At 69.9% G+C, this 20,810-nt stretch carries 15 protein-coding genes and 1 pseudogene; 6 read left to right on the forward strand and 10 right to left on the reverse strand.

The window, feature by feature from the left end:
• Positions 1-160: 160 nt before the first annotated feature.
• The 3 genes and pseudogenes from RUTHE_RS09245 to RUTHE_RS09255 all read right to left on the reverse strand — a co-directional run bounded on the left by RUTHE_RS09245 (position 161) and on the right by RUTHE_RS09255 (position 3,116).
• Complete coding sequence (locus tag RUTHE_RS09245) at positions 161-1,681, reverse strand: NADH-ubiquinone oxidoreductase-F iron-sulfur binding region domain-containing protein (RefSeq protein WP_040645647.1); 1,521 nt, start codon at positions 1,679-1,681, stop codon at positions 161-163.
• Positions 1,681-2,149, reverse strand: a pseudogene (locus tag RUTHE_RS09250) (formate dehydrogenase subunit gamma). Before RUTHE_RS09250 ends, RUTHE_RS09245 begins: the two are co-directional and overlap by 1 nt.
• An 88-nt stretch (positions 2,150-2,237) precedes the next feature.
• Entirely contained in the window at positions 2,238-3,116 is an 879-nt protein-coding gene (locus RUTHE_RS09255; RefSeq protein WP_040645547.1) for a LysR family transcriptional regulator, read from the reverse strand.
• A 258-nt stretch (positions 3,117-3,374) separates the two neighbouring features.
• On the opposite strand from RUTHE_RS09255, the gene RUTHE_RS09260 reads away from it, so the two are divergent.
• From RUTHE_RS09260 to RUTHE_RS09280, 5 genes are all read left to right on the forward strand, one after another.
• The gene (locus tag RUTHE_RS09260; RefSeq protein WP_021098124.1) at positions 3,375-5,003 is read left to right on the forward strand and encodes a peptide ABC transporter substrate-binding protein; all 1,629 of its coding nucleotides are present in this window, start codon (positions 3,375-3,377) and stop codon (positions 5,001-5,003) included.
• A gap of 87 nt (positions 5,004-5,090) precedes the next feature.
• On the forward strand, positions 5,091-6,014 hold the full coding sequence (gene oppB / locus RUTHE_RS09265) for an oligopeptide ABC transporter permease OppB (protein ID WP_021098125.1): 924 nt from the start codon (positions 5,091-5,093) through the stop codon (positions 6,012-6,014).
• A 16-nt stretch (positions 6,015-6,030) separates the two neighbouring features.
• Complete coding sequence (locus RUTHE_RS09270) at positions 6,031-6,951, forward strand: ABC transporter permease subunit (protein ID WP_021098126.1); 921 nt, start codon at positions 6,031-6,033, stop codon at positions 6,949-6,951.
• A gap of 1 nt (position 6,952) precedes the next feature.
• Positions 6,953-7,945: an oligopeptide/dipeptide ABC transporter ATP-binding protein gene (locus RUTHE_RS09275; RefSeq protein ID WP_021098127.1), complete on the forward strand. Its 993-nt coding sequence runs from the start codon at positions 6,953-6,955 to the stop codon at positions 7,943-7,945.
• On the forward strand, positions 7,942-9,006 hold the full coding sequence (locus tag RUTHE_RS09280; protein WP_021098128.1) for an ABC transporter ATP-binding protein: 1,065 nt from the start codon (positions 7,942-7,944) through the stop codon (positions 9,004-9,006). Before RUTHE_RS09275 ends, RUTHE_RS09280 begins: the two co-directional genes overlap by 4 nt.
• A gap of 37 nt (positions 9,007-9,043) precedes the next feature.
• On the opposite strand, the gene RUTHE_RS09285 is transcribed toward RUTHE_RS09280, so the two are convergent.
• The 5 genes from RUTHE_RS09285 to truA form a co-directional block, all read right to left on the reverse strand.
• On the reverse strand, positions 9,044-12,610 hold the full coding sequence (locus RUTHE_RS09285; protein ID WP_021098129.1) for a translocation/assembly module TamB domain-containing protein: 3,567 nt from the start codon (positions 12,608-12,610) through the stop codon (positions 9,044-9,046).
• Positions 12,535-12,948, reverse strand: a complete 414-nt coding sequence (locus RUTHE_RS15460; RefSeq protein ID WP_051150431.1) for a hypothetical protein — start codon at positions 12,946-12,948, stop codon at positions 12,535-12,537. Before RUTHE_RS15460 ends, RUTHE_RS09285 begins: the two co-directional genes overlap by 76 nt.
• Positions 12,902-13,381: a hypothetical protein gene (locus RUTHE_RS15465; protein ID WP_021098130.1), complete on the reverse strand. Its 480-nt coding sequence runs from the start codon at positions 13,379-13,381 to the stop codon at positions 12,902-12,904. The genes RUTHE_RS15460 and RUTHE_RS15465 overlap by 47 nt, the downstream gene beginning before the upstream one ends.
• Complete coding sequence (locus tag RUTHE_RS09290; protein WP_021098131.1) at positions 13,378-15,192, reverse strand: autotransporter assembly complex protein TamA; 1,815 nt, start codon at positions 15,190-15,192, stop codon at positions 13,378-13,380. Before RUTHE_RS09290 ends, RUTHE_RS15465 begins: the two co-directional genes overlap by 4 nt.
• A 106-nt stretch (positions 15,193-15,298) precedes the next feature.
• Entirely contained in the window at positions 15,299-16,072 is a 774-nt protein-coding gene (truA, locus tag RUTHE_RS09295) for a tRNA pseudouridine(38-40) synthase TruA (protein ID WP_040645549.1), read from the reverse strand.
• An 83-nt stretch (positions 16,073-16,155) separates the two neighbouring features.
• On the opposite strand from truA, the gene RUTHE_RS09300 reads away from it, so the two are divergent.
• A complete protein-coding gene (locus RUTHE_RS09300) occupies positions 16,156-16,863 on the forward strand; it encodes a CDP-alcohol phosphatidyltransferase family protein (RefSeq protein ID WP_021098133.1) in 708 nt (235 codons plus the stop codon).
• 12 nt (positions 16,864-16,875) lie between these two features.
• Here RUTHE_RS09300 and RUTHE_RS09305 read toward each other — a convergent pair whose 3' ends face one another.
• Both RUTHE_RS09305 and ileS read right to left on the reverse strand, forming a co-directional pair.
• Complete coding sequence (locus RUTHE_RS09305) at positions 16,876-17,712, reverse strand: DMT family transporter (protein WP_021098134.1); 837 nt, start codon at positions 17,710-17,712, stop codon at positions 16,876-16,878.
• On the reverse strand, positions 17,709-20,696 hold the full coding sequence (gene ileS / locus RUTHE_RS09310; RefSeq protein ID WP_021098135.1) for an isoleucine--tRNA ligase: 2,988 nt from the start codon (positions 20,694-20,696) through the stop codon (positions 17,709-17,711). Before ileS ends, RUTHE_RS09305 begins: the two co-directional genes overlap by 4 nt.
• Positions 20,697-20,810 lie beyond the last annotated feature (114 nt).

A 20,810-nucleotide genomic window follows, 5' to 3' on the forward strand; every position in this document is an offset into this window, starting at 1 on the left:
TGAGGCATGGGGCGATTCCCTCCGTCAGCATGGGGTGGACGGCAGGCGAATCGCAGGAAAGACTCAAGATCCGGTTCACGGACCGCGCGCCGCAGGCGCAATCCGCGCAACACCCCGTCGGGGCGGCGGGCGGCAGGGCGGGGCAGGGGGGCAGACGGTCTCATGCCGCGGCCCTCCGGGTGCGGGCGAAGTCCTCGGGCCAATGCGTCAGGGCCGACAGCACCGGGTAGGGGGTGAAGCCGCCCAGCGCGCAGAGGGAGCCGAGCTTCATCGTCTCGCACAGATCGGTCAGCAGGGGGAGCGCCTCCGGATCGCCCTGGGCGATGCGGTCGATCGTCTCCATCCCGCGTACGGCACCGATGCGGCAGGGGGTGCATTTGCCGCAGGATTCGACGGCGCAGAACTCCATCGCGAAGCGCGCCTGTTCCAGCATGTCCACGCTGTCGTCGAACACGACGATTCCGGCATGGCCGATCAGGCCGCCGGCGCCGTCGAACTCCTCGTAGCCGAAGGGTGTGTCGAAGAGCGAGGGGGGGAAATAGGCGCCGAGCGGCCCACCCACCTGCACCGCCTTGACCGGGCGGCCCGAGGCCGTGCCCCCGGCGATGTCATGGACGATCTCGCCCAGGCTGAGGCCGAAGGCGACCTCGCACAGACCGCCGCGCTTCACATTGCCCGCGATCTGGAGCGGGATCGTTCCCCGCGACCGGCCCAGACCGTAATCCCGGTAGGCCGCCGCCCCATGAGCCATGATCCAGGGCACGGCCGCGAGGCTCAGCACATTGTTGACCACCGTGGGCCGGCCGAACAGCCCTTCGAGCGCGGGCAGCGGGGGCTTGGCCCGCACCACGCCGCGCCGGCCTTCGAGGCTGTTGAGCAGGGAGGTTTCCTCTCCGCAGACATAGGCGCCGGCGCCGACGCGCACCTCCATGTCGAAGGCGGGACCCTGACCCAGCAGCGCCGGCCCGAGCAGACCCGCCGCGCGGGCGATGCGGATCGCCTCTTCCATGACGGCGATGGCATCGGGATATTCGGAGCGGATGTAGACATAGCCCTTCGTCGCCCCCACCGACAGGCCGCAGATGGCCATCCCCTCGATGAGGCAGAAGGGATCCCCTTCCATCAGCATACGATCGGCGAAGGTGCCCGAATCCCCCTCGTCGGCATTGCAGACGACATATTTCTGCGGCGCCGGGGCCTGGGCGACGGTGGCCCATTTGATCCCCGTGGGAAAGCCCGCCCCGCCGCGCCCGCGCAGGCCGGAATCCCTGACCGTCGCGATCCTCTCCTCCGGAGTCATGGCCAGGGCGGCGCGCAGACCGGCAAGCCCGCCATGGGCTTCATACTCTGCCAGCGAGAGCGGATCGGTCAGGCCCACCCGGGCAAAGGTCAGGCGCGTCTGCCGGGCGAAGAAGGGGATCGCCTCGACCGGCCCGAGGGCCTTGTCGCTCTGCCCGTCGAGGATCGCGGGGATGTCGGCCGGCGCGCAGGGGCCGAAGGCAGTCCGGCCCTGCGGCGTCTCGATCTCCACCAGCGGTTCCAGCCACACCATGCCGCGGCTGCCGTTGCGGACCAGGGTCGCGTCGAGGCCGCGGGCGGCGATCTCCCGCAGGACGGCCGCAGCCACGGCATCGGCGCCCAGCGCGCGCGCGGCGGCATCGCGGGGGACGAAGATCCGCATCATCCCACAGCCTCCGCGATCGTCTCGGCCGTGGCGCGGCCGATCGGACGGCCGTCCACCTGCGCCGCCGGTCCGCAGGCGCACAGGCCGAGGCAATAGACCGGCTCCAGCGTCACACGCCCGTCCGGCGTGGTCTCATGCATGCCGATCCCCAGCCTCTCCGACACCGCCGCGGCCAGCGCCCGCCCCCCCCTGCGCCTGACAGGATTCGGCCGCACAGAGCCGCACGATGTGGCGCCCCGCAGGCTCGCTGCGGAAATCGTGATAGAAGCTGACCACACCATGCACCTCGGCCCGGCTCAGATTCAGGGCCCGCGCGATCACCGGGATCGCGGATCGGGGCACATATCCCCATTCGGCCTGCACGGCATGGAGGATGGGCAGCAGAGGCCCTTCCCGGTCGCGGTGGGTGGCGATGATCTCCGCAAGACGGGAGGCGAGATCGGGCAGGGCGGTATCGTCGAGCATGGGGCCTCGGGCTGCACGCGTCCAGTCGGCAATGCCTCTGATCGAAAGACAATTCAAGATCGAAGACGCGTCACTTGATAGAAAACTCCTATCGATGAAGGGCCCGCGCCTCGGCCATCAGGGCAGCGAGAAGCGGCGGCTGGGGCTCGCGCATCGGGGCGATGAGGCCGACGCGGTGATGGGCATCCGGATCCGTCAGGGGCACGGCGGCCAGACCCTGCGCGAGGAAGGGTTCGGCCGCGCCAAAGGGCAGGATCGTGACCCAGGGACCGGCCAGCACATGGGCGATCAGGACGATGGTGGAGTTCGTCTCCACCCGTGGGGCGACGGGCACCCCCGCCCCCCCCAGCAGCCCGCCGATGATGCGGCGGTTCTGCATGTCTGTCGTGAGCAGGCAGAGCGGAAGCTCTGCCAGTTCGGCCCAGCGGACGGACGGCCGGGCGGCCAGCGCGTGGCGAGCAGGCAGGAGCAGGGCATAGCGCTCCTCGAAGAGCGGGAGCGTCGCCTTCTCTCCCAGCGGTTCATTGTCCAGATAGCCGATGCCCGCATCGAGGGAGAGGGCATCCAGACCTTCGAGGATCGCGGTCGAATTCATCGACAGGAGCGTCACGCGCACGGCCGGATGGGCCGCCGCGAAGGCGGCCGTCAGGCGGGAGGCCGCCGCAAGCGCGGTCGGGATCACGCCGAGCCGCAGCATGCCGGTCAGATCGCGACGCGCGGCGCGCAGCTCCTCGCGCATGGTGCGGGCATCGGCGACGATGCGGCGGGCCCAGACCAGGGCGCGTTCGCCCTCCTCGGTCAGTCCGATGAACCGCGACCCGCGCCGCACGAGCAGCACGCCGAGCTGCCCCTCGAGCTGGCGGATGGCGGCGGAGAGGGTGGGCTGGCTCACGCCCACGGCCTCGGCGGCACGGCCGAAATGCCGCGCCTGGGCAAGGGCCAGGAACATCTCGAGCTTGTCGATCATCGCCCGCTGATTGGGGGGGCGAAGCGGTCCCCTCTGCAAGCCCCCACCTCGCCCCCCCCGGCGCCCGTCCGTTCGGCGGCAGGGCGCCGTGCCGCGATGTCACGCCGCGTCCGGCACGCTTTCCGCTGGACAACAGCAGGCACGGCGCCAAAGTGTCCCGCAGGTCCGGCCCCCGACGGAACGGGGTCCGGCAGGACAACCGCGCGGGGCCCGGGGTCCCGCCAACAGCACAACAAGAACACGAAGGGAGAGTCTTCCATGACCACAAGGTTCACCCTGGCGGCCTCGCTCGCCGCACTGGTCGCCACGGGCGCGCTCGCGCAGGGGGCAATGCCGGCCGAGGGCGAGACGTTGTCGGACAACCAGACCTTTACCTATCGGGTGCTCGACGAGTTCCCCTCGATCGATCCCGGCATGGTCGAAGATGTCGAAGGCTCTCATGTCGCCCGCCAGCTCTTCGAGGGGCTGCTGAACCAGGATGCCGAGGGGAATGTCATACCGGGCGTGGCCACCGAATGGGAGGTGAGCGAGGACGGGCTGACCTATACCTTCCATCTGCGCCCCGAGGCGCGCTGGTCGAATGGCGAACCGGTCACGGCGCATGACTTCGTCTATGCCTGGCAGCGCGCCGCGAGCCCCGAGCTCGCCTCGCCCTATTCGTGGTATCTGGAGCTGATGCAGATCGAGAATGTCTCGGAGGTCATCGCCGGCGAGCGGCCCGTCGAGGATCTGGGCGTGCGCGCGATCGACGACCGCACGCTCGAGGTCCGCATCACCACGCCGCTGCCCTACTTCCTCCAGATGCTGACCCATACCACGACCTTCCCCGTGCCGCGCGCGGTGGTCGAGGAGCATGGCGCGGCCTGGACGCAGCCGGGCAACATGGTCGGCAACGGCGCCTATGTCCTGAGCGAGCGCGTCCCGCAGGAACGCCTCGTGATGACGAAGAACCCCGAATACTGGGATGCGGAGAACGTCATCCTCGAGGAGATCACGGCTCTCATCATCAATGACGAGAACCAGGCGCTGACGCGCTATCTCGCCGGGGAGCTGGACCAGACAGACATCCCCATCGGGCAGTATCCGCGCCTGCTGGCGGAGCGGCCGGACGAGGCCCATGCCCTGCCCAATCTCTGCGTCTATTACTACAACCTCAATCTGAGCGAGTCCGGGCCCGAGGCCCTCAAGGATCAGCGCGTGCGCCAGGCCCTCTCGCTGGCCATCGACCGCGACCTGCTGGTGGAGAACGTGCTGGCCGGCGGGCAGGTGCCGGCCTACGGGCTCGGCCACTGGGCGGTGGCCGGCTACGAGGTGCCCGATGACCTCTTCGGCATGACCATGACCCAGGAGGAGCGCAACGCCGAAGCCCAGCGCCTGATGCAGGAGGCCGGCTATGGCACGGGCGGAGAGCCGCTGACGCTCGAGATCCTCTACAACACCTCGGACGCGCATCAGCAGCTGGCGGTGGCGATCGGCCAGATGTGGAAGCAGACGCTGGGCGTGGACACGACTCTGGCCAACATGGAGTGGCAGACCTTCCTCGATGCCCGTGGCAGCCAGCAATACGAGGTGGCCCGTGCCGGATGGTGTGCCGACTACAACGAGGCATCCTCCTTCCTCGACATCGTGACCACGAGCTCGGGCTACAACGATTCGGCCTTTTCCAACCCCGAACTCGATGCCCTGATGCTGGAGGCCCGCACGGCCGAGGACACGCTGCCTCTCTATCAGCAGGTGGACCGGATCATCGCCGAACAGGTGCCGGTGATCCCGATCTACTTCTACTCCAGCAACATCCTGATGGATCCGTCGATCCGCGGCTATCCCTTCGAGAACGCGCAGGAAAACTGGTACGGCCGGACGATGTACCGGGTCGCGGAGCAGTGAGCCGGGTCTGAAGGCCTTGGGCCCGTCCCCGGGCAGGGGGCGGGCTCGCCAGCCGCCGTCCTGCGCGCAAGCCCAGGGATCCCGTCCATGCTGAGTTTCATCCTCCGCCGCCTTCTGGTGGCGATTCCGACGATCCTGATCCTGATCGTCATTTCCTTCGTGCTGATGTTCGCCGCGCCGGGCGGGCCCTTCAACAGCGAACGCCCCCTGCCTCCGGCGGTGATGGCCAATATCGAGGCCCGCTACGGGCTCGATCAGCCCTATGTCGTGCAGATGTTCAACTATGTGAAGAACATCGTGCTGCATTTCGACTTCGGCCCCTCCTTCCGGCTGCGCGACTACACGGTCTCGGACCTGATCGCGCAGGGGTTCCCGGTCACGCTGACCTACGGGTTCTGGGCCTTCGTCGTCGCTGTCACCTTCGGCGTGGCGCTGGGGGTCGTGGCGGCGATCCGCCATAACACCTGGCTGGACTATCTGGCCACCGGATCGGCCATCGGCGCGAGCGTGCTGCCCAATTTCGTGCTGGCCCCGATCCTCGTGATCGTCTTCACGCTCTGGCTCGGCTGGCTGCCGGGCGGAGGCTGGCGCGGCGGCCAGTGGCAATATGTCGTGCTGCCCGTCGTCGCCCTCTCGACCTCCTACCTTGCCGCGATTGCGCGGATCATGCGGTCCTCGATGCTCGAGGTGCTCAATTCCGGCTTCATCCGCACCGCCCGCGCCAAGGGCCTGCCGATGCGGCGCATCGTGTGGAAGCACGCGCTCAAGCCCGCGCTGCTGCCGGTGCTGAGCTATCTCGGCCCCGCCTTCGTGGCGATGATCACCGGATCGGTGGTGATCGATGTCTATTTCTCCACCGGCGGGATCGGGCAGTATTTCGTCAACTCGGCGCTGAACCGGGACTATTCCGTCATCATGGGGGTCACGATCCTCGTGGGGGCGCTTACCATCCTGTTCAACCTCGTGGTCGATATCCTCTACGCATGGATCGACCCCAAGATCCGTCTCTGACAGGAAGGGGACGCGCATGGCGCTGACCACCGACCCCCTCGATCCGCTTCCCGCCGCCGCCGACCTCCCGCAGGGCCGGTCGCTCTGGGCCGATGCCCGGCGGCGTTTCTTCCGCAACCGCGCGGCGACGGTCTCGCTCGTGGTGCTGGGGCTGATCGCCATCTTTGCCTTCGGCGGCGAGCTGGTCGCGCAATACGAACGCGACACGATCGACTTCACCCTGATCGGCATCAACGCCACGAAGGGGGTGCCGTCCTTCGCGACAGGCCATTACTTCGGCACCGATCAGGAAGGACGCGACCTGTTCGCCCGCACCGTGCAGGGCACGCGGCTGTCGCTGCTCATCGGCATCGTCGGCAGCCTGGTCGCCGTCGTGGTGGGCACGCTCTACGGGGCCATCGCCGGCTATGTCGGCGGCCGCGTGGACAGCATCATGATGCGGATCGTGGACATCCTGCTGTCGATCCCCTTCATGTTCGTCCTCATCCTGCTTCTGGTGATGTTCGGCCGCTCGCTCCTGATGCTGTTCATCGGCATCGGACTGGTGTCCTGGCTGTCGATGGCGCGGATCGCGCGGGGCCAGACGCTGTCCATCAAGAACAAGGAGTTCGTCGAGGCCGCCATCGCCACGGGCGTGCGCCCCCTCACGATCATCCTGCGCCACATCGTCCCCAACCTGGCGGGCGTCGTCGTGGTCTATGCGACGCTGCTGATCCCGGAGATGATCATCTACGAAAGCTTCATCAGCTTCCTCGGCCTCGGTGTGCAGGAGCCCAACACCTCGCTTGGGTCGCTGATCTCGCGCGGGGCGGCGCAGATCGGCAATGGCGTGCCCTGGCAGCTCGGCTTTCCGCTGTTCTTCTTCGTCGCCATGCTCTTCGCCTTCTACTTCGTCGGCGACGGGCTCCGCGATGCCCTCGATCCCAAGGACCGCTGAGATGGCCGCGCTTCTGGAGATCGAGGATCTGCACGTCACCTTCGCCACCGGCGACGGGACGGTGAACGCGGTCAACGGGGTGAGCTTTGCGCTGGAGGAGGGCGAGACGCTCGCCATCGTGGGCGAGAGCGGATCGGGCAAGTCGCAGACCGCCTATGCCGCCATGGGCCTGCTGGCGGCGAACGGACGGGCGAGGGGGCGCGTGCGCTATGGCGGGCGCGATCTGCTCGGCCTGCCCCAGCGCGAGCTCAACCGCATCCGGGCGAAGGAGATCGCGATGATCTTCCAGGACCCGATGACCTCGCTCAACCCCTACATGCGCGTGTCCGAGCAGATGGCCGAGGTGCTGACGCTCCACAAGGGGATGAGCCGGCGCGAGGCCGTGGCCGAATCGGTGCGGATGCTCGATCTCGTGCGCATCCCCGATGCGAAGGCGCGGGTGCATGATTACCCGCATCAGTTCTCGGGCGGTATGCGCCAGCGGATCATGATCGCGATGGCGCTGCTCTGCCGGCCGAAACTGCTGATCGCCGACGAGCCGACGACGGCGCTCGACGTCACGGTGCAGGCGCAGATCATGAAGCTGCTCGGCGACATCCGGGCCGAGCTGGGCACGGCCGTCATCCTCATCACCCATGATCTGGGCGTGGTGGCGGGTTTCTGCGACCGCACCCTGGTCATGTATGGCGGGCAGATCATGGAGGAGGGGCCGACAACCCTTCTCTTCGAAAGGCCCACGCATCCCTACACGCTGGGCCTTCTGTCGGCCGTGCCGCGCATCGACCGGGAGGACGAGATGCTCCTGACCATCGCGGGGGATCCGCCGGACATGAGCCGCCTGCCGCCGGGCTGTCCGTTCTTTCCACGCTGCGCCTATGCCGTCCCCGGAAACGAGACGCGCCGCCCCCCCCTGGTGACGCTGCCCGACGGGCGCCGGCGCGCCTGCAACCTCTCCGTCGAGGAGATCCTGGCCCGAAGGGAGGCCATGCCATGACCGTCCCCGCGAAGGCATCCGCAACCGCCCCGGCCGGGCCGGACCGACCCATCCTCGAGGTGCGCGACCTGCGCGTGACCTTTGCCATCCGCCCGCGCGGCGCCTGGCCCTGGACACCCTGGCGCAGCCTGCGCGCGGTGGGCGGCGTGAGCTTCGACCTTCACGCGGGCGAGGCGCTGGGAATCGTCGGCGAATCGGGTTCGGGCAAGTCCACCCTGGCCCGCGCGATCATCGGCACGGTGCCGTCCGAAGGGCGCATCCTCTTCGAGGGCGAGGACCTGTCGCGCCTTCCTCCCGAGGCGCGGCGGATGCGGCGGCGCGACATCCAGATGATCTTCCAGGACCCGCTGGCGGCGCTCAATCCGCGCATGACGGTGGGCGACATCGTCGCCGAGCCCCTGACGACGCATTTCCCGAAAACCCCGCGGGCCGAAGTCCGCAGACGGGTGGCCGAGGCGCTCGAGCGGGTGGGCCTGCTGCCCACGATGATCAACCGCTATCCGCATGAATTCTCCGGCGGGCAGTGCCAGCGCATCGGCATCGCCCGCGCGCTGATCCTGCGGCCGAAGCTGCTGCTCTGCGACGAGCCGGTCTCGGCCCTCGATGTGTCGGTGCAGGCGCAGGTGGTCAACCTCCTGCGGGAGCTGCGCCGGGATCTGGGCATCGCGATGCTGTTCATCGCCCATGACCTGTCCGTGGTCCGCCATGTGAGCGACCGCATCCTTGTGATGTATCTGGGCCGCCTCATGGAAATCGCCCCCTCGCGCGAGATGGTGGCGCATCCCCGCCATCCCTACACGCAGGCGCTGATCGCCTCTGTGCCGATCCCGGATCCCCGGCGCGAGAAGGCGCGGCCCCGCCCGGTGCTCGAGGGCGAGCTGCCCTCGCCCCTTGCCCCCCCTTCGGGCTGCGTCTTCCGCACCCGCTGCCCCAAGGCGCGCCCCGACTGTGCGGCCGAGGTGCCCCCGGCCTTTCCCGTCGGCCCCGATCATCGCGCCGCCTGTCTCTACTGGGACGAACCCACGCCGCTCTTTGCCGAGACCCCGGCTGGGGCGGCCTGAGGCGCCGCCCCCCCGGCGCTGGCTGTCCGCCCCCCCCTCAGTAATCGCGTTCGTAATAGAGACCGAGCGCGGTTTCGCCCGCGCTCGAGACGCCGGCGCGGACGGTGAGATCGGGGGTGAGGTCGAGATTGATCGTCGCCACCGACTCCTCGGCCCCCACAAGGACATCCGTATAGATGTTCTCGGTCATGTAGCGGCCGAGGCGCAGCGCGGTATTGCCGTCGGCATCGGTGGTGATGTCGAGATCGGCAAAGCCTGCCCCGGCACGCAGCTCCTCCACGAGGCCGCCGCCGCGCCCCGCAAGTTCGGCGACCGCCGCGGCGAGCTGGACCGCCTGGAAGGGCGTGATGGAGGACAGGTCGCGGCCGAAGATGAGCTGGGCCAGCACCTCGTCCTCGGGCAGTTCGGGCGAGGATTCGAGACGCAGATCGAGATCGTCGGCCGGGCCTTCGAGGATCACGCGGATGGTCGTGCCGGTGCGTGCCCGGGTCTGGGCCGCCAGGCGGAGGACAGGCGTGAAATCGCCCTCCAAGGTGGCCGAGCCTTCGGTCAGGTCGAAGCGCTGACCGAGAATCGACAGGCGCCCGCGCAACAGCGAGAACTCGCCCGCGGGGATGATGCGGCGCGTGGTTCCGGACAGGCGCAGCTCTCCGCCGAGCTCGGCATCGAGGCCGCGGCCGCGGACGAAGATGCGCGCAGGGGCCGAGACGAGAACATCGAGGGCGAGGCCCCCTTGGCCTTCCGCATCCGCCGTCTGCCGATCGCGGCCGGTGAGGGAGAGATCGGCATGCCCCAGCGTCTGGCGCACGGGGAGCGGGGGGTCCACATGCAGCACGGGAAGGAGGTCGCCCAGAGCGCCCACCGCCGATGAGGGGACGCGGATCTCGGCATTCGCCACATCGATGCGGCCTGCCACCCTGCCCCCCCCTGCGAGGGGGCCCGACAGGCCCAGCCGGGCGGACAGCAGGGCCTCATAGAGCGAGGGATCGCGGATCACGAGGCCGTCGCCGGCGATGGCCAGATCGGCCCTGAAGGGGGCCGTCAGGCCGACCGGCCCCGAGACCGAGATCCGTCCGCCATCGGCCAGACTGCCGCCCAGGGCAAGCTGGGCGGTCCCGCGCGAGAGGGTGACGCTGCCGGCAATGCCCTCGAGAGCGGCGCGCAGCGCGGGATCGGCCAGCCTTGCCCCTTCGGTGCGGATCGTCCCCGACAGGGAGTCAAGGGCCAGGGGACCGGCAAGCCGCAGGTCGAGGGTGGCAAGACCCTCGATGCGGCGGGGCTCGATGACGGTGTTGAGCAAACCGAGCGGCACCCGTCCCGTGGCCGCGAGATCCGCCCGGTCGCCCGCGATGCCGCCCGTGACGCGGCCCTCGATATTGCCGGGACCAGTCAGCACGAGATCGAGACGGGCGCCGCCGTCCCCTGTCGCGATCGTGCCGCGGGCCGTGGCCGTGCCGGGAAAATCCGGCGCGAAGAGGGCCACATCCGTCAGGCGGGCGTTCAGGGCGATGGTGGCGCGACCGCCTTCCTCGCCCTCGCCCGAGGCCTCGAGCGCAAGATTGGGAAAGCGTGCCGCAAGGCGTTCGATGCGGATCGGGCCGTCGTCCCTGCGCGACAGGGCGGCCGAGACGGTTCCGGATCCTGCCAGGAGGCGGGCCGCGGCGGGGCTGCCGGGATCGAGGTCGCGCGTTGCGGCATCGAGGCTCAGCGCCAGCGAGGACAGGTCCGGCCGGAGCGTTCCGGTGACAGAGCCCCGCACCGCGCCGGCGATGTCGCGCCCGATCAGCGCCCCGTAGGGCGAGAGATCCGGCAGGTCCAGGAGCAGTTGCCCCGAGAAGGCATTCCCGTCCTGCGGCGCAAGGCTGCCGTCGATCCGCACCTCGCCCCGGGGCAGATCGGCCAGCGCCTCGAGGGCCACCGTCCCGTCGGCGGCCGGTGCGGCGCTGCCCTGGAGGCGCAGCGGCCCGGTGAGGCCCGGAAGCAGGACAGAGGCTTCGTCGAGCTGCGCATCGAAGCTCGCGCTGCCGGTCCCCCCTGCGAAGGCGGCCTGCGCGGTCACGGCAAGACGATCCGTGACCAGGCGGAAGCGGTCCAGCGTGACGCTGTCGGCCCCGGTGCGGATCAGCCGGGCGAAGAGGTCCCCTTGGCCGGCCAGCAGCGGATCGAGCCGCGCCAGACCTGTCGCGAAATCCCGGCTGGCCGCGGACAGGGCGATGTCGAAGGTCGCCAGATCCGACGCCATGCGGCCGGCGGCATCGACGCTCAGCCCCCCCCGGGGCGCGAAGGCGGCGGGCACGGGCAGGGCGCCCAGCAGCGGCGCATAGGGCGCCGCATCCGCCACACGGGCCGAGAGCGCGAAATCGACCGGGCCGGCGATATCAGGCGCCGGGCCTGCCGTCCGGGCGGCGCGCAGGCCGAGGGACAGTCCGGGGGCGCTGGCCTGCGTCTCCAGCACGATCTGGCCCAGGCTGTCGCGCGTGGCCGTTCCGGCGATGCGGCCGGGGCCCGACAGGTCGGGGAGCGGTGCCTCGATCAGGCCGGGCAGCAGAAGGCCGATATCGGACAGGGCCAGGTCGAAGGCGGCGTCGCTCCGGCTGCTGGCAAGGCCGGCGCGGGCCGAGAGGGACAGCGCCGGCGTGTCGATCGCCAGCCGGTTGATGCGCGTTCCCCGCTCGTCGCGCGCGGCGGCCAGGGAGAGCCCCCCCTCGCCGGCGAGCAGCGGATCGAGCGCAGCGATCCCCAGGCGCAGGTCGCGCGTGCGACCCGAGAGCGCGACATCGAAGATGCCGTCGAGCGGGCGGATGGCCGAGACGATCGTGAGATCCCCCCCGCCGCCCAGATCGCGACCCGCAAGCCCGGCAAAGCGGGACAGATCCGCGGCCTCGAGCAGCAGCGAGCTCTGGACCAGCCAGCCTTCGGTCGGGCCGGCAACCGTCCCCTCGAGAGAGGCCTCGACCCCGGGGCCGGCAAGCGTCAGGCGACGGATGCGCAGCGGCCCGCCGTCCTCTCCCCGGACGAGATCGAGGCTGCCGGCGACCGTGGAGCCGATCGCCCGGGCCAGATCCGCATCATCGAAGGCCAGCCCCGTGGCGGCATAGTCGAGCCGGGCGGTGAAGAGGCCGGGTGTGCTGTCGGTCGCGGGGCGGATGGTGCCGCCGCCGGACAGGGTCAGATCGGGGATGCCGAGGCCGGGAGCCAGCAGATTGCGGATGGCGAAGCGGGCCGTCCAGCCTTCGTCCCTTGTGCGGTCATAGGCGATGTCGAGCGTGACGCGCTCGACCGTCGTGCCGGGCGCACCGGGCAGGGCGACGGGTGTGCCGCCTTCCCCGCCGCCGATGGTTCCCTGCAGTTCGAGACGGGCCGGCCAGCCCTGCGGCGTCAACTCGGCCCGGCCCGACAGCGCGGCCGCCTGCGCCGACAGGCCGAGCGAGGTCAACACGAGCGAACCGTCGGCGCGGCGGATCCCCTTGACGCGCAGACCGGCATCGGGGCCGAAGAAGGACCCCGCCTCGTCCGGCAGCAGCGCCGTCAGATCGCCCCGCAGGTCCAGGCCGAAGGCGCGCGAGAGCACCTCGCCTGCGGCATCGCGATCGGTCGAGCGCAAGGCAAAGGCACCCGAGACGCGGGGCTGTCCGTCGGTGGCCAGACTGATGGCGGCTTCGTAGTCGTCGATGGGGGCGTGCCGGCGATGCGCAGATCCACCGAAGGCAGCCCCGGCAGGCCGAGAGTCCGCGCGGCCAGCCCGCCCGGCGCCTCGCTCAGGTCGAGATCGAGCGCGAGGATGCGCGTGCTGTTGGAATAGGAGCCCGCGAATTCGAGCGCGCCTTCGCCCCCCTCGACCAGCCGGGCGGTGATCCGCGCCTCTCCCTCTCCGCCGGCGAGAGCGAGCGAGCCGTCAAGATCCAGGGCGATCCGCTGACCCAGCAGGGCCTCGCCCAGCACGATGCGGTCGCTGCGGATCCGGCCGATCCCGATGGAGACCGGCAGTTCGGGAAGGCTGAAGGGGGTCGCCTCGGGGGCGGGGCAGGGCCGGATCGGGCAGGGGGGGACGGATGATCTCGATGCGACCCGCCGACAGCTCCTGCACCTCGATGCGGCCGCGCAGCAATGCGGATCGGTTCCAGTCGAGCACGAGATCCTCGGCCCGGAACCAGACCCCTTCGCGGTCGGCGATGATCAGCGATTCCACGCTCGCGCGCGAGGACAGGGCCCCCTCGAAGCCCTCGATGACGACGCTGCGCGCACTGGAGGAGAGGGCATCCTCGATGAGCCCCGTCAGGAAGCCGCGGTCGCGGTCCTGCTCAGCGGGGGTCTGTGCCGCAAGGGGCGCGGCCAGAAGCAACAGAAGGGGGAGGGCGGGGAGAAACCGTCTCAAAACGCCTGACCTATACCGATATAGAGGAAGACCCGGGAAAAGGCGTCGTCGCCGGTCGCCGGCGTGGCCAGATCGACGCGGATCGGCCCCACGGGGCTGAGATAGCGCGCGCCGATGCCGAGCCCTGCATGCCAGTCGCCCTCATCCGAGGGGACGGGATCGGGGCCGACAAAGCCGAAATCGGCAAAGGCCGCCGCCTGGATGTTGCGGCGCAGATCGATGCGCCCTTCGCCCTGAAAGCCGAGGAAGGACGCCCCGCCGGTGCGCAGATCGGTGCTTCCGACGGTCGTCGTGACGCCGAGCGCCTGATAGGGCTGGCCGCGCACGGTGCCGCCGCCCCCCGAGAAGAACAGGAAGTCGGCCGGCGCATCGACCGGGTCCGGACCGATCACGCTGCCGGCCTGCACGCGGCCTGCGAGGGTCACGGCTTCGCCGAGGCTGCGATAGGCCCGCGCATCCCCCATCAGCCGCAGGCCGGAGCCGCTGTCGCCGGCGACCGTCAGGAAGGGCATGGCCTCGAGATCGAGATAGAACCCCCCGCGCGGGTCGCGCGGATCGTCGCGCCGGTCCCGTTCGGCGCCCAGGGGCAGCGTCAGCAGCGTATAGCGGCGCGAGCCGGCGGCCCGTTCCTCGCGCGCGACGAGAAGGCCCGCCGCGGCGGTGAGGGTGAGGGTCTCGCTGGCATGACGGGTCAGCCCGACATCGAAGCTCAGCCGGTCGAGCCTGTAATCCTGTTCATCCTGATGGGCGAGGCGGGTCGACAGGATGAGATCCGTATCCGGGTCGAGTGTCGCCGGGCGCGCGAAGCTGGCGCCCAGCGCATAGTCCGCGCCCCCGCCCGACAGGCCCAGGGCCCCGCCCTCGATATTGGCGATCTCGCCCTCGATGCGCAGCCGTTCGGCCCCGCCGAGAAGATTGCGATGGAGCCAGAAGGCATTGGCCGACAGGCCGTCAGCCGAGCTGATCTCGGCGCCGAAGCCGAAGCGGCGGGGCAGGGCCTCGGTCGTCTGGATGGCGATGGGCAGTGTCAGCTCCGGGGTCCAGGTCTCGGATTCCACCAGCGCCACGGCATTGAAGGCCCCCGATCGGCGCAGGCGGGCGGCGGCGCGGTCAAGCTCGTCCGGGTCGAAGCGGGCACCCGTCGGAATCCCCGCGATGGCGAGGATGCGATCCGTGCGGACGCGCGCATTGCCGGAGACGGAGACAGGGCCGAAGGTGAGGGCCGGACCGGGGTCGATGGCCAGCCGCGCGTCGAGCCGCCCCTGGGGATGGCGGGCGACGATCTCCTGCCCGCCGATTCCTGCCTTGGCATGGCCTGCCTGCCGCCAGGCGGCAATCGCCTCGCGCGAGGCGGCGCGGAGGGTTTCGCTGCGCGCGATTGCGCCGGCGGCGAAGTCCTCCGGAAGGGTGGTGCCGGGCGCGAGCGGACCGATGACGGTCTCGCCGAAGGTGAAGACAGGACCGGGATCGACCGCGAGCACGACACGCTCCACCGTCCGGGGCGCGGCGAGAGGCAGGATGGCCGAGGCCTCGCGGCCGTCGATGGTGATGGAGACGGTGCCGCCGTAATGCCCTTCGGCATAGAGGGCGGTCAGCAAGCGGCGATAGTCGGCCCGTGCCGCGGCGACGATGTCCTGCGGTGCGGCCGCGTCCTCTTCGGACAGCGCCAGCGTCAGCGAGGCGCCTTCGAGCGCACGGCGCAGCTCCTGCCCCGTGCCCTCGGGCACCATGAGCGCGAAATCCTGTGCCCGGACAGCCGTTCCGACCACCGCGGCAAGGAGGGCAAGCGCGAGAAGGGCATGACGGGGCATCGGTCCTCCCGGATGGGGGCGTGGAGGACAGGTTAGGCCGAGGGGCAAGGCGAAGGGAAGCCTCTCGCACCCCGTGTCCCCGTATGGGGGAGTTCTTGCCCAACCCTCAGGGAGGGGTGAAGGGATCGGGGTCGTAGCGCACATGGGTGAGCCAGAGCCCCTGCGGCGGCGCGACGGGACCGCAGGCCGCGCGGTCGCGCGCGGCGAGGGCCTCGGCCATGCGCTCGGGCTTCCAGGCCCCGGCCCCCACCCGTTCGAGACTGCCCACCATCGAGCGGACCTGATTGTGCAGGAAGCTGCGGGCCCGTGCCCGGATGCGGATCTCCTGCCCTTCGGGCCCGTCGATCGGCTGCACCTCGAGGGCATCGAGCGTGCGCAGCGGGCTGGCCGCCTGACACATGGCAGACCGGAAGGTGGTGAAATCGTGCCGCCCGACAAGATGGCGCGCGCCTTCGGCCATCGCCTGCGCATCGAGCCGATGCCGCACGAGCCAGGCATGCCCCGCCCCGAAGGTCAGCGGCGCGCGGCGCGTCACGATGCGGTAGAGATAGCCTCGCTCGATTGCCGAAAAGCGGGCATGCCAGTCCGGGGGCACGACCGCGCAGGCCGTGACGGCGACCGGCGCGGGGCGCAGATGCGCGTTGATTGCTTCCATCAGCCGGAACGGGTCCCAGTCGCGGGCCATGTCGGCATGGGCAACCTGGCCGAGCGCATGGACCCCCGCATCCGTGCGTCCTGCCGCCGCGACACCATGAGGGCCGGGATCGAGCCGTGCCAGAGCGGCCTCGAAGGCGCCCTGCACGCTGGGCAACCCCGCCTGCCGCTGCCAGCCGGCGAAGGGAGCGCCGAAATATTCGATGCGGAAGGCATAACGCGGCATGGGGGGGGGGTTACCCGGCCGGACCGGGACGGACAAGGGCACTCCGGCTTGCCCCCGGCGCCCTGATGCGGCATCACGGGCGCATGACGCCCGCCACCCTCAAGGCTCTTGCCGTCCATTTCCTGACTGCCTCGGGTGCCGTCTGGGCGATGCTCGCCATGCTCGAGGCCGTCCAACGCGACTGGAACATGATGTTCCTGTGGCTTGTCGTGGCCCTGGTGGCCGACGGGATCGACGGCCCTCTCGCCCGGCGTTACGACGTCAAGCATACCATGCCGGTCTTCGACGGGGTCCTGATGGACCTCGTGGTGGATTATCTCACCTATGTGTTCGTGCCGGCCTATGCCCTGTTCAATTCCGGTCTTCTGCCGGGCTGGACCGGCTTCTTTGCCATCATCGTCATCACCTTTGCCTCGGCGCTCTATTTCGCCGACACGCGGATGAAGACGCGCGACTGGTCCTTTTCCGGCTTTCCCTCCTGCTGGAACATGGTGGCGCTGGTGCTGTTCGCCTGGTTCGAGCCGGGCACGAATTTCTGGCCGATCCTGGGCCTTGTCACCGGTCTGGCGGTCCTGATGTTCCTGCCGGTGAAGTTCGTGCATCCCGTGCGCACCGCCCGCTGGCGGGCGGTGACGCTGCCGGTCGCGCTGCTGTGGGTCCTGTTCGCAGGATGGGCGGCCTGGATGGATTTCCGCATCGGCCCGATTGCCCATGCCGGGCTCGGGCTGACCTCGCTCTATCTGCTGTGCGCGGGGGCCGCCCAGCAGCTGATCTACGGGCGGGAGGGCTGAACCCGCCGCCGGCTAGAGCCGCGTCAGCATCACCCCTGCAACGATCAGTCCCGCCGCCGCCCATTTCGGCCCGTCCATCCGTTCGCCGAACAGCAACCAGCCGATCAGCACGGCGAAGAGGATCGAGGTCTCGCGCAGGGCCGCGACCACGGCGATGGGGGCCAGCGTCATCGCCCAGATCGACACGCCATAGGCGCCATAGGAGGCCGCGGCGCCCATCGCGCCCAGAACCCAGTCCCGCGCACGGCGCGGCAGCGGCGCCGTGCCCTTCCACAGCAGGACGGTCGCCGCATAGAGCGCACCCCCGCCGACAAAGATCCAGCCGACATAGCCCACCGCCTCGCCCGAGGCGCGCGCCCCGAGGCCGTCGATCAGCGTATAGCAGGCGGTCGCCAGGGCCGAGAGCAGCGCAAAGGGCAGCAGGCGCCGATCCTCCTTCGAGGTGAAGACGCCGCGCGCCATCAGCAGGATCCCCGTGCCCAGAAGGCCAATCCCCGCATATTCATGCGCCGCCACCGCATCGGGGAGGGCGAAGGCCCCCACCAGCGCCACCAGCATCGGCGCCGCCCCCCGCGCAAGCGGATAGACCCGCGACAGGTCGCCCCGCTCATAGGCAAAGGTCAGGAAGGACTTGTAGGCCAGATGCGTGCAGCTTGCCGCGACGATCCAGGGCCAGGCCGCCGGCGCGACCGCCGGACGCGACAGCACCACCCCGATGCCGATGGCGACCTCGGCCAGGCTGACGACCAGCATCGCCCCGATCTTCGAGGCTCCCACCTTGACGACCGCGTTCCAGGCCGCATGCAGGAAGGCCGCGCCCAGGACCAGGGCGAAGAGACCGGGGGTCATTGTTCGCCATCGGGCTCCGTCAGAGCGGCCTCGCAGCGGGCGCAGACGCCGGGATGGGCATGGGTGCCGACATCGGGCAGGATCTTCCAGCAGCGCTGGCATTTGTCGCCCTCGGCGAGGGCGAAGACCACGGCGACGCCGGGAACATCCGGCAGGCGGAAGGCCCCTTCGGGTGCGGGATCGGCCGTCACCGTGATGGCCGAGGTGATGCACAGATCGGCAAAGTCGGCCCCCTCGAGCAGCGGCAGAAGATCATCCGGGACATGCACCACGGGCGCCGCCTCGAGCGAGGCGCCGATGACCTTGGCCGTGCGCTGTGGCTCGAGCGCACCGGTCACCACGCGCCGGGCCGCGCGGATCCTCTCCCAGCGCGCGGCCAGGGCATCGTCCCGCCAGGCCGCAGGCGTCGGGGGAAAATCGAGCAGATGGATCGAGCCCTCTGCGCCCTCGGGACTCTTGCCGTGCCGTTCGAGCCAGGCTTCCTCCATCGTGAAGGGCAGGATCGGGGCCAGCCAGGCGGTCAGGCGTTCGAAGATCCGGGCCAGGACCCAGCGCGTAGCCCTCCGGCGCGGCGTGTCGCCGTCGCAGTAGAGCGCATCCTTGCGCACATCCAGATAGAAGGCGGACAGATCCGAGGTGGCGAACTCGAACACCGCGCGGAACACGCCCTGGAAGTCGTAGGCCTCATAGTCCCGGCGCAGATCGGCATCGATCTCGGCCAGCCGGTGGAGCACCCAGCGTTCCAGCTCGGGCAGGGTGGCGGGCTCTTCGGCTTCGCCGTCCCCGAGGCTGCCGAGGATGAAGCGCAGCGTGTTGCGCAGGCGGCGATAGCTGTCGGCCGTGCCCTTCAGGATTTCCGGGCCGATGCGCAGATCCGCGGTATAGTCGGACTGGGCGACCCAGAGCCGCAGGATGTCGGCACCGTAATCCTTCGTCACCTGGCCCGGCGCGACCGTGTTGCCGAGCGACTTGGACATCTTCATGCCCCGCTCGTCGAGCGTGAAGCCATGCGTCAGCACCCCCCGATAGGGGGCGCGGCCGATGGTGCCGCAGGCCTGGAGCAGCGAGGAATGGAACCAGCCGCGATGCTGGTCGGTCCCCTCCAGATAGAGATCGGCGATGCCGTCGGGCGTGCCGTCCGGGCGATCGCGCAGCACGAAGGCATGGGTCGAGCCCGAATCGAACCACACGTCGAGGATGTCGAAGACCTGATCCCATTCGTCCGGGTTCACGAGGCCTTCGAGGAAGCGGGCCTTGACGCGGGCCTTCTCGGCCTCCTGTTCGGGCGTGCCCTCGCGCGTCAGCACGGGCAGGGGGACATTGGGATACCAGGCATCGGCGCCTTCCCGTTCGAAGATCTCGACGATGCGGGCATTGACGCGCGGATCGCGCAGCAGGAAGTCCGGGCTGTCGGGCCGCGCGCCCCGGCGCACGAACAGCGTCAGCGGCACGCCCCAGGCGCGCTGGCGGCTCAGCACCCAGTCGGGCCGCATCTCCATCATCGCGCGCAGGCGGTTGCGCCCCGAAGGCGGGATCCACTGCACCAGTTCGTCGATGGAGCGCAGCGCGCGTTCGCGAATCGTTGCGCCATGCTGGCAGAGCCCGTCGTCCAGGGGCTTGTCGATGGCGACGAACCATTGCGGTGTGTTGCGGTAGATCAGCGGCGCCTTGGAACGCCAGCTGTGCGGATAGGAATGCCGCAGCCGGCCCTTGGCGAAGAGCGCCCCGGCGGCGTGCAGCGCCTTGATGACGCTGACATTCGCCGGTCCCTCCTGACCTTCGGGGGTGATGATGGCCTGCCCGCCGAAGAGCGGCAGGTCAAGGCGGTAGCGGCCATCCTCCAGCACGTTGTGCGTCATCGGCAGGCCATGGCGCAGACCGAGCTGATAGTCCTCGTCGCCGTGGCTGGGTGCGGTGTGGACAAAGCCGGTGCCGGCATCGGCGGTGACATGCTCGCCCGGCAGCATGGGAACATCGAAATCCCATTCGCCATGGGACCCCGGCAGTCCCCGGAAGGGATGGGCCAGCGCCAGGGCGGCCAGTTCCTCCGCCGGGACCTCGCGCAGCAGACGCCGACGGGAGACATGGGCGGCGTTGCAGCTGTCCTCAGCGCGGTCCAGGGCGAGGAGGATGCGCTCTCCGGGACGGGCGGCGGCGCCCTCGGCCGCGGCCTCGACCTCGAAGAGGCCGTAGGCGAGGGCCGGGTTGAAGGCCACCGCCCGGTTGGAGGGGATCGTCCAGGGTGTCGTGGTCCAGATCACGACGGCCGCCCCGGCCAGATCCGCCGCGCCGCCGGCCGCAACCGCAAAGCGCACCCAGATCTGGTGGCTCGTCACCTCGTGATATTCGACCTCCGCCTCGGCCAGGGCGGTCTTCTCCACCGGGCTCCAGAGGACGGGCTTGGACCCCTGATAGAGCGAGCCGTTCATGAGGAATTTCAGGAATTCCCCGGCGATCACGGCCTCGGCATGGAAGTCCATGGTGAGATAGGGGGCATCCCAGGCGCCGGTGATCCCGAGACGGCGGAACTCCTCGCGCTGGACGGACACCCAGTGTTCCGCGAAGCGGCGGCATTCGCGGCGGAAATCCACGACCGGCACGGCATCCTTGTCGAGCCCCCGGGCGCGATACTGTTCCTCGATCTTCCATTCGATGGGCAGGCCGTGGCAGTCCCAGCCGGGGACATAGCGGCTGTCATGGCCCATCATCTGGCGCGAGCGGACCACCATGTCCTTGAGGATCTTGTTGAGCCCGTGCCCGATATGGAGATGCCCGTTGGCATAGGGCGGCCCGTCATGGAGCACGAAGGGCGTCCGCCCCGAGGCCGAAGCGCGCAGGCGCGCATAGACGCCCAGGGCGTCCCAGCGGGCAAGCCATTGCGGCTCGCGCCCGGGGAGGTTCGCGCGCATCGGGAACTCCGTCCGGGGCAGGTTCAGGCTGTCCTTGTAGTCGGGCAGGGGGGGCTGAACGGTATCGGGGGCCATGACGGGCATCTCCTGCGGTTCTGCCCCCTCTAGGGCAGCTGCGCGGCGGATTCCAGCGGGCCGGTCAGAATTGCAGGCGAAGGACATGGGGTCTCCCTGGCGAATCACTTGCCG

Source organism: Rubellimicrobium thermophilum DSM 16684 (assembly GCF_000442315.1).
Taxonomy (GTDB): Bacteria; Pseudomonadota; Alphaproteobacteria; order Rhodobacterales; family Rhodobacteraceae; genus Rubellimicrobium; species Rubellimicrobium thermophilum.